The organism is Chrysiogenia bacterium, from assembly GCA_020434085.1.
GTDB lineage: Bacteria > JAGRBM01 > JAGRBM01 > JAGRBM01 > JAGRBM01 > JAGRBM01.
Genome location: JAGRBM010000384.1, coordinates 1 through 1965, shown reverse-complemented (window position 1 = coordinate 1965; position 1965 = coordinate 1). Strand labels below are relative to the sequence as shown.

At 62.0% G+C, this 1965-nt stretch carries 3 protein-coding genes; 1 reads left to right on the top strand and 2 read right to left on the bottom strand.

Annotated elements, in window-relative coordinates; all coding sequences use genetic code 11:
* Positions 1 to 169: 169 nt before the first annotated feature.
* Together KDH09_13270 and KDH09_13265 are read right to left on the bottom strand one after the other, a co-directional pair.
* Complete coding sequence (locus tag KDH09_13270) at positions 170 to 538, bottom strand: TfoX/Sxy family protein (GenBank protein ID MCB0220664.1); 369 nt, start codon at positions 536 to 538, stop codon at positions 170 to 172.
* 8 nt (positions 539 to 546) lie between these two features.
* The gene (locus KDH09_13265) at positions 547 to 1467 is read right to left on the bottom strand and encodes a DUF547 domain-containing protein (GenBank protein ID MCB0220663.1); all 921 of its coding nucleotides are present in this window, start codon (positions 1465 to 1467) and stop codon (positions 547 to 549) included.
* 100 nt (positions 1468 to 1567) lie between these two features.
* Between KDH09_13265 and KDH09_13260 the strand changes: the two genes are divergently transcribed.
* The coding region (locus tag KDH09_13260) for a mechanosensitive ion channel (GenBank protein MCB0220662.1) at positions 1568 to 1965 on the top strand (398 nt) is incomplete at its 3' end.

Sequence of the window (1965 nt, the reverse complement as noted above, 5' to 3'; positions counted from 1 at the left end):
ATGCAATGATCGAGGCATGGGAACAGGGTAATTTGAGCGAGCGTGGTCTGCCCGGTGTGGCCAAGTTGCTGCGTGACCACGACCAGCGGCTCAACAAGTAGTTTCGCGAGCTCGTCTCTTCTCCCGAGTACCGCCCGGAGCTGCCCGAGACGGGATTTCTCAGCGCGAGCTAGGGTGTCTTGCCGCCCTTTTTTGGGGCCTTCTTTGCGGTTTTTCTGGGCAGCGATCCGGCGAAGTCGGTGCCGCGCAGGACCCATTTCTTCAGGGAAGGCCCCGCCTTGATGCCCGCGGGGGCGACGTAGACCATCCCTTTCATGGGCCTGCCGGTGAAATCCATGGGGCGCACGTGTTTCTCGGCGAGCGATTTCTCGTGGGCGTCGGGGCCGACACGGACCATGAGCTCATCGCCGACAATGCCGCAGGCCATGTTACCGCCGATGAGAAAGGCCAGCCCGCCGAACATCTTCTTTTCGGAAACGCCCTTGCGTGCTGCAAGGACGTTGCGGATCCGCTCGGCCAGTTTCTCGTCGTAGGCCATGGCTCTTCCTAAATGACGTGATTGAGCGACCAGTCGTAGCGCTGGTAGCGGGCGGTGTAGCCGTCGTGGATCGCGCGCGCGATCTTCTCGTGCTGCTCTCCCTCGCTGTGTTCGAGCATGAACTCGCCCACTCCCTGCCAGCCGCCGAAGTCCTCTTCGTAGTAGCGGAAGATGAGTGGAAGGGTGAGCTCGCGCTTTTTGTCGTCGATGAGAATTTCTGATTCGACGAAGTTCTGCGTCGCGGCTTCGAGCTGCGCGTCAATTTGTTTGGCTTCATAGAACGCAACGGGCGGGCAGCTCGCGGCGCAGCAGACCAGCGCCATGTGAATGCGCGGGTCGACCTCGCGCGGGCAGCAGGCCATGCGCGGATCATCGGCATCGAACATCAGGTTGTTCATTGCCGGGTGCGGGCGGTTGCGGCGCAGCACGCCGTTCTCGATGTCGTCGAGGGTGAAGACCCAGTCGCTCACCCGGTAGGCAACCAGGTGAAAGAAGGACGGAACCTCCATCACGGACTTGCGGATCTCCAGGGCAACGATCCCGTGGATGGCCAGCACGTTGTAGAGGTTGAGCCAGAATGCCAGCCGCTCGCTTTGGGCGAACTCTGTGGGATGCACGTGGGGGAGCAGGCGGCTCGTCTCCTGCAGCTCGCGGTAGACCGGGGAGGCCTTGATGCCCGCGTAATCGACCGCGCCCTCGTCCAGGAAATCGCCCTTGAGCTGATTGCGCAGGCGGCGAAGGGCCTGATCGATGCCACCTGCGTCCGTGTCGGGGCTCTCGCCCCCATTGAGGATTCTTGGTTTGAGCATGCCGGAGGGCAGCAGGCCGCGCACGATCTCGCCGCCGCTGCGCGCATGCCGGACAATGTCGGTCAGGTCACTGAACGTCCCCAGCAGGGAACTCCTGGGTTTCTTGAGCCGCTTTGCCATGGGGAGATTTGTACCCGCGCCGCCGGGGGCCAGTCCAGCGAGCTTGTCAGGACCCCGGCAATGGCTTAAAGCCTCTTTACGGGCGGCCTTGGGGGATGTCATGGAAGAGGAACTCGAAACCGTAAAGCACCTGAGCGAGAAGCTCATCGATTTTGGCGTCCAGTACGGCGTGCAGGTCTTTGGCGCCCTCATCATCTTGCTGTTGGGCGTCATCATTTCGAAGTGGTGCGCCCGCCTCGTCACCGACTTTCTGGAGAAGAAGAACGTCGATGTCACGCTCACGCGCTTCATCGGAAGTACTTCGCGCATCGCGGTGTTTTCCCTGCTTCTGATCATCAGTCTGGGTAAGTTCAGCATCACCCTCGCACCGCTCATCGCGGCGCTCGGCGCCGTGGCCTTCGGCGCGACCTTTGCGCTGCAGGGACTCTTTGCCAACTACGCGGCGGGCCTTGCGCTCATTCTCACGCGCCCGTTCAAGGTCGGCGACACCATCGTCGT

What these genes read in the sequence shown, in the direction of transcription:
- KDH09_13270 (MCB0220664.1), bottom strand. Translation starts at nt 538, where the DNA reads ATGGCCTACGACGAGAAACTGGCCGAGCGGATCCGCAACGTCCTTGCA.
- KDH09_13265 (MCB0220663.1), bottom strand. Translation starts at nt 1,467, where the DNA reads ATGGCAAAGCGGCTCAAGAAACCCAGGAGTTCCCTGCTGGGGACGTTC.